The sequence below is a fragment of the Streptomyces sp. NPDC001100 genome (genome assembly GCF_053598575.1).
In genome coordinates, this window is the sequence record NZ_JBSFKO010000056.1 from 50,144 (window position 1) to 56,723 (window position 6,580).

The 6,580-nt window shown below is 70.2% G+C and carries 5 protein-coding genes; 4 read left to right on the forward strand and 1 reads right to left on the reverse strand.

Annotation, left to right across the window (positions count from 1 at the left end; all coding sequences use genetic code 11):
• Positions 1–2 precede the first annotated feature (2 nt).
• Entirely contained in the window at positions 3–1,967 is a 1,965-nt protein-coding gene (locus ACWDEW_RS45420; RefSeq protein ID WP_450521723.1) for an SMI1/KNR4 family protein, read from the reverse strand.
• Positions 1,968–2,166: 199 nt separating this feature from the next.
• On the opposite strand from ACWDEW_RS45420, the gene ACWDEW_RS45425 reads away from it, so the two are divergent.
• The 4 genes from ACWDEW_RS45425 to ACWDEW_RS45440 form a co-directional block, all read left to right on the forward strand.
• Positions 2,167–2,820 (forward strand): response regulator transcription factor, encoded by a 654-nt coding sequence (locus tag ACWDEW_RS45425; RefSeq protein ID WP_450521725.1) that lies wholly within the window; start codon positions 2,167–2,169, stop codon positions 2,818–2,820.
• A gap of 130 nt (positions 2,821–2,950) precedes the next feature.
• On the forward strand, positions 2,951–3,604 hold the full coding sequence (locus tag ACWDEW_RS45430) for a response regulator transcription factor (protein ID WP_450521726.1): 654 nt from the start codon (positions 2,951–2,953) through the stop codon (positions 3,602–3,604).
• 1 nt (position 3,605) lies between these two features.
• Complete coding sequence (locus tag ACWDEW_RS45435; protein ID WP_450521728.1) at positions 3,606–4,934, forward strand: sensor histidine kinase; 1,329 nt, start codon at positions 3,606–3,608, stop codon at positions 4,932–4,934.
• A gap of 250 nt (positions 4,935–5,184) precedes the next feature.
• The coding region (locus ACWDEW_RS45440) for a condensation domain-containing protein (protein ID WP_450521729.1) at positions 5,185–6,580 on the forward strand (1,396 nt) is incomplete at its 3' end.

A 6,580-nucleotide genomic window follows, 5' to 3' on the forward strand; every position in this document is an offset into this window, starting at 1 on the left:
GCTTACCTGCTTTCCGGCCCGCTGATTTCCGTCCGCTCGCCGTCCGCCGGGCGCGTGCCTGCCGGGTGCATGCGGATCACCGCGTACGTCTCGCCGTCCCTTGGTGGTCGGGTCCAGGAGCGGGTGGTGAGTGTGTGCAGGCGCCCGTTCGTGATGGCATGACGCGGTAGAGACGCACCGAACTCCTCCGCCACCGCTTCCAGCAGGGGTCGTTCTGCTCGGGCGCTGTCCTCCGGGTCGTCGAAGAACCGGCTCGGATCCAGCGCCCGCGGTATTTCCCCGCTCCGCTGGATTTCTCCGTCCGCGTACGTGAACGCGTACTGCTCGGCACCGTCTCGTGCCACCGAGAGGTGGAAGAACGGCTTCCCGTGCGGTGTCCTCAAGCCGCTCCACACCACCACCGCGCGGGTGCCCTCGCAGGCGGTCGCGGCGGGGGAGACGAAACGCTGCCGGCCGAACGGGGCGGGAGCGCCGTCGAAGGCGAAGCTCCAGCCGGTACCGGCCCGGCCGACTGCCATGAGGGCCCTGTCGTCGTAGGACGAGAACTCCCTCCGGTTGTACCGCGACCTCTGGAGCGCCTCCCAGAAGGTCATGGGTTCGTTCAGCACAGTGCCGTGCCCGTCCCCGTCAGCGTCCGCGAGGCGTCCGGGCAACTCCTTCGGCTCCGTGCCTTCGACCAGGACGAACCGGTAGGACGTGCGGTTGTTGCCCCGGTCCGGTTCCGCGAGCCACGCCAGGTCGCCCGGGTCGAGGTCGGCCGTCGGACTCGGTGCCTCGCCGACCTGTCCGCCCCTTGGCGTGGACAGCAGCTCGCGGCCCCGCTCCGGGGTCAACAGCGGCCCGAGTACGGGATCGGCCACCCACCCCAGCGGTGCCAGATGGTCCGGGCCCAGCGGCTCCCACAGGGGAAGGGCGTTCGTCAGCGTCCGCCACGCCCCGTCGGAGTCTCCCCACCGCGCCGACTCCCGTGCCCGCTCGACCGCTTCCCCGAACGGTCCGGCCGCCGTGTACCGGTACGCGCCCTCCCTCACCTGATCCAGCGTCGCGTGAGCCAGTGACATCAGGTCGTCGTCGGCGCCCCGGAGGTGGTACGCCAGTGTGGAGTCGTCCCGGTACGAGTGTCTAGCGTGCTCGGCGACCAGCGGCGGCAATAGGTCGGGCGCGTACTGCGGGTCCGTCACCAGGCCGTCGTAGTACACCATGTAGGTCTGGCCGAGCAGTCGGCGTATCTGGTCCCCCAGCCCGGCGGCCCGCGCCCTGCTGTATCCCTTGGCCTCGTCCAGCGCCTTCACGGCCTCTTCCCAGCCGCCGCGCAGCGCCTCCAGCCGGGCTTCCTCCACCTGGGCGTCCAGTTTTCGCGTCGTGTCGTTGGCGAACACCGGCTCCCCGTCGCTCCGGCGCGCCTGAAGGCTGTGGAACTCGCGGTGCATGTCCCGCATGAACGTGAGGAAGTTCGCGTGCCGTTCGGGCGGCTCGGCCCGCCAGCTCGACCACGTGTACACGGCCCACTCGCCGTCCTCGTCCACGTCCTCGGGATCCAGGAGGACGTACGTGATGTCAGACTCGACGTCGAGCTGCAGCCCGCGCCGCCAGAGGTCCGACTCCTGCCGCTCCTCGGGCCCCGTGTCCTCGTCCAGGTACTCCTCGAACATGTCCGCGAGCCCTGACGCGTTGTTGTGCCAGCGGGCGTCTTCGGTCCCCGCCAGCAGCGACACGAAACCGCCCGCGTGCCGCCACCCGTCACTGACCTTGAGGAACTCCCGGTACGACGGGGGCACTTGCCGGCCGAGGCGCTCCTCCATCGCCGCGATCCGCTCCTCAGACGCGGCGGGGAACCCCAGCCAGCGCGCCCGCCGCGCCGCCTCGTCGCCCTCGCCCCGCGTCTCGCCGTCCGGCAGGGAATCGGCCCACTCCCCGCTCCACCCGAGCAGGAAGGACCGCCAGTCGAATGCCGTGGAATCCGTCATACGCCCGATGCTGCCACCCATCACTGACAACGCCCCGCTGTCGGCCGCAACCACCGCTGCGGGACCGCCTGTTGGTATCCGAGTCCGTGACTGTCCGGTCCCGCACCCAGTGGTCCACCGCGTCGGAGGCCACGACCGTGATGAGCCGCCTATGTCCCCTGTTACCTCTAAGTGACCTTCCTGCTGCCAGAGTTGGGGCATGCGCGTACTGATCGTGGAGGACCACAAGGATCTCGCGGAGAGCGTCGCGAGGGGGCTGCGTCGGCATGCCATGGAGGTCGAGCTCGCGCACGACGGCGAGCAGGGGCTGAGCCGGGCGTCGAGCGGGGCCTACGACGTCGTCGTCCTGGACCGTGACCTGCCGCTCGTCCACGGTGACGACATCTGCCGTGCGCTCGTCCGGCAGGGCAGCCCGTCGCGCGTCCTGATGCTCACCGCCGCCGGCACCCTCGCCGACCGTGTCGACGGCCTCGACCTCGGCGCGGACGACTACCTTGCCAAGCCCTTCTCCTTCGCCGAACTCATCGCCCGTGTCCAGGCGTTGGACAGACGCGATCAGCCCGCCGTGCCTCCCGTCCTCGTCCGCGGCGACATCGAGCTCGACCCCGCCCGCCGTACCGCGCTCCGCGGCGGACGCAAGGTGGATCTCTCTCCGAAGGAGATGGCCGTCCTGGAGGTGCTGCTCGCCGCCGGCGGTGCCGTCGTATCCGCCGAGGAACTGCTGGAACGGGCCTGGGACCGGGACGCCGACCCGTTCAGCAACACCGTCAAGGTCACCGTCAGCCGGCTGCGCCGGAAGCTCGGCGATCCGCCGGTCATCGAGACGCTCCCGCACGTCGGTTACCGGATCTGACGGGCGCGACCGCGGGACGGCCGTTGTTGCCAGGCGGGTGACGGTGCGCCAGCCTGTGAGGGGAGTAACCCGGGTGTGACCCGGGGTGGGGGAGCCTGGGGTCCGTGACGTGTGTCTCGTAGGGGGAGCGATGAGGGTACTGGTGGTTGAGGACCATACGGAACTCGCGGACTCGATCACCAGGGTGTTCCGCCGCGAGGGCCTCGCGGTGGACACCGCCTACGACGGGAGGACCGCGCTCGACCTCGCCATCGACGTCGACTACGACGTGGTCGTCCTCGACCGCGACCTCCCCGACGTGCACGGCGACGAGGTCTGTGCCGAACTCACAGCCGAGGGCATCCGCACCAAGGTGCTCATGCTCACCGCCTCCGCCTCCATCGCCGACCGGGTCGAGGGCCTCGGCCTCGGCGCCGACGACTACCTCCCCAAGCCCTTCGCCTGGGCCGAACTCCTTGCCCGCACCCGCGCCCTCGGCCGCCGCGCTCACCCCGTGCGGGAACCCGTCCTCGCCCGCGGCTCCCTCCTGCTCGACCCCGCCCGCCGTACCGCCAGCCACGCCGGCACCCAACTTCCCCTCACCGCAAAGGAGTTCGGTGTGCTCGCCTACCTGCTCGGTGCCGAGGGACGGACTGTCCCGGCCGACGAGCTGCTCGCCAAGGTGTGGGACGAGGTCACCGACCCCGGCACCACCACCGTCAAGGCCACGGTCAACCGGCTCCGGACCAAACTCGTCGACCGTTCCGTGATCCAGACCGTGCCCGGAGAGGGCTACCGGATCTGACATGGCGACAACCCTTGTGGCCCGCGCCCGAGTTCGCGCCCATGCCTGGCTGAGCGGCCCCGGTGCCGCCCGGGTGCGAGCCGTGGTCCGCCTCCTCACGCCCCGCCGGGTCCGGGTGCGCTTCGCCATGCTCTTCGGGCTGCTGTTCATCGCCTCCGGCGCGGTCCTGCTCGGCATCACCTATCTGCTCGTCAACCGCCCCACCCACAACGTCGTCACCGCCGTACACGACGAAGGGCTACCGGGAGGCGGTTCGTCACCGGGGACCGTCATCCGGCCCGGCCCGGGGTCCGGGTCCCCGCAGGACCTGACCGTGTGGCTCAACGACCAACTGCGCAGGCAGACCGAGCATCTGCACGACGCCCAGATGCACGACCTCCTCGTGCAGTCCGGCACCGCCCTCGCCATCATGGCCGCGATCTCCATCGTGCTCAGCTGGCTCCTGGCCCGGCGGGTGCTCCGGCCCATGCGCACCCTCAACGCCGGCATCGCCCGGATCTCCGCCAGCAACGTGCACGAGCGCCTCGCCGTCGCGGGCCCCCGCGACGAGATCAGCGAACTCGCCGACAGCATCGACGGGCTCCTCGCCAGGCTCGAAGCCGCCCTGGAGTCCCACAAGCGCTTCGTCGCCAACGCCGCCCACGAGCTGCGCACCCCGCTCACGGTGGAACGCGCCCTCCTGGAGGAGTCCCTCCTCGACCGCGACGCCACCGCCGAGTCGTTCCGCGAGAACTTCGAGCGCCTGCTGCGGATCAGCACCCACCAGGGAGCCCTGCTGGAATCGCTCCTCACCCTGGCCGTCAGCGAACGGGGCGTGGAGCGGACCGAGCCCGTCGACCTGGCCGAGATCAACGAGTCCGTGCTGCTCACCCAGGTCCCGGAGACCCTGCGGCACGGCGTACGGATCGAGGACCGCACCGAGCCGACGCCGGTCGCCGGCGACACCGCGCTCCTGGAGCGGCTGGTCGCCAACCTCGTCCACAACGCGGTCTACTACAACGTTCCCGACGGCACCGTGGACATCACCGTGCGGCGCCACGACCGGCGCGCCGTCCTCACGGTCTCCAACACCGGCCCCGAGGTCCCCAAGGACCGGGTCGACCAGCTCTTCGAACCGTTCCAGCGCATGTACCGCACCGCCGGCGACGGTCACCACGGCCTCGGCCTGTCGATCGTCCGCGCCATCGCCGCCGCCCACGACGCCACCCTCACCGCCCACGCCAGGCCGGGCGGCGGGCTCGTCGTCGAGGTCTCCTTTCCCCTCCTTGTCAAGGCCGGGGAGCGATACGAGGGTTGGTCACAGCCGCGCGCGGCCACTGCGTCCAAGTGACCAGAACGGCGGGTTGGACGACACCGTCCGATAGGTATTGTTCTGATTGACCGGCCCCGGTCGTGAACGGGCTTTGACGACGTTTCACCGGGCTTTTCGGTCCACGGGTGGGGATTCTCAGGAGCTTCCCGAGCGGAAGCTCTTTGCCTTGCGTTTCCTGCGAAATGGTGCATTGGGCAGCTGCATGCCCATGGAGAGGGAATAGGGGTTAGTCCTAGATATGAGCGAGCGAATCGGTGGCAGCTTTTCCTTGTCCGACAGCCAGGAGGGAATCTGGCACGCGCAGCGCCTCGGAGGCGCTCGCGCGCTCTACAGCGTCGGGCAGGCCGTCGAGATCACGGGCACGCTCGACGTGCCCGCCTTCGAGGCCGCGCTGCGGCGGACGGTCGAGGAGACGGAGATCCTGGGCGTGCGATTCGCCGAGGACGCGGTCGGCAGCGCACGCGCCGTACCGCACCCCGATCGGCGATGGTCGCTGCGCATCGAGGAGCCTGACGCGGGCGGCGGCGACCTGCGCGCGTGGATGGAAACCCGGATGCGCGAAGAACTCGCAGGCGTGGAAGACCCGCGCGGAGAGCGGCTGTTCTCCTTCGTGCTCTTCCGTCTCGACCCCCATCGGTACTGCTGGTTCCAGGGCTATAACCATCTGCTGCTCGACGGATATGCGTGCACGCTGATGGCGCGTTGCGTCGCCGAGGTGTATTCGGCCCTCGTCAGGGGTGTCGTATATCCGGAGACCGAGTTCGTCTCGCTGACTGAGGCACTTGACGAGGAGGCGAGGTACCGGAACTCGCCCGAATTCACCGACGACCGACGGTATTTGCACGACCGATTCTCGGACCGGCCGGAATTGGCCGAGGTCCCGCGCCTTTCCGGTGTCTCCGGATTCCTCCAGGAGACCGGGGCCGGAGCGGTGCTCCGCGAAACAGGCAGCCTCGCACCCGCCGCAACGGACGCGCTGCGTTCCGCAGCGGACAGCACCGGCCTGCGGACGTCCCGGCTGCTCGCCGCCGCCTCCGGCGCCTTCGTGAGCGGTATGACCGGTGCGGCCGAAGCACTGCTCAGCCTGCCCATGACTGGGCGCGTGGGCGAGACGGACCTGCGGGCCCGCATCACCCGGGCGAACATGCTGCCCCTACGGTTCCCGGTCCCGGCCGGGGCGAGCCTCCTCGACCTCGCCCGGACGGCAGACGTTGCCGTCGGCGAACTCCTTCGCCACCAGCGGTACCGGGGCGAACACCTACGCCGGGACCTGGGCTGGCCGGAGGGCGACCGCTGGCACTTCGGCCCTTACCTGAACATCCTGCCGCGGACAGGGGAGTTGGCCTTCGGCGACTGCCGAGGCGTCGCACGGGACGTGTCGACCCGACTGGTCGAGGACTTCGGGGTGCTGATCGACCGGACGGGCTCCGGGACCGAGATCACCGTTGAGGCGAACGCGGCGCTCTACGACCGGGCGTGGGTGCGGGCGGTCCAGCGCTCGCTGGCCGGATTCGTCACGCGCGCGGTCGAGGACCCGACGGCGCCGGTGCGGCGGATCGGAGTCGCGGGCGACGACGAACGTGCCCTGGTGATGAGCGGGTGGAGCGGTACGGCGCGGGATGTGGATGCGTCGATGGTGGTGGAGCGGTTCCGTGGGTGGGCGG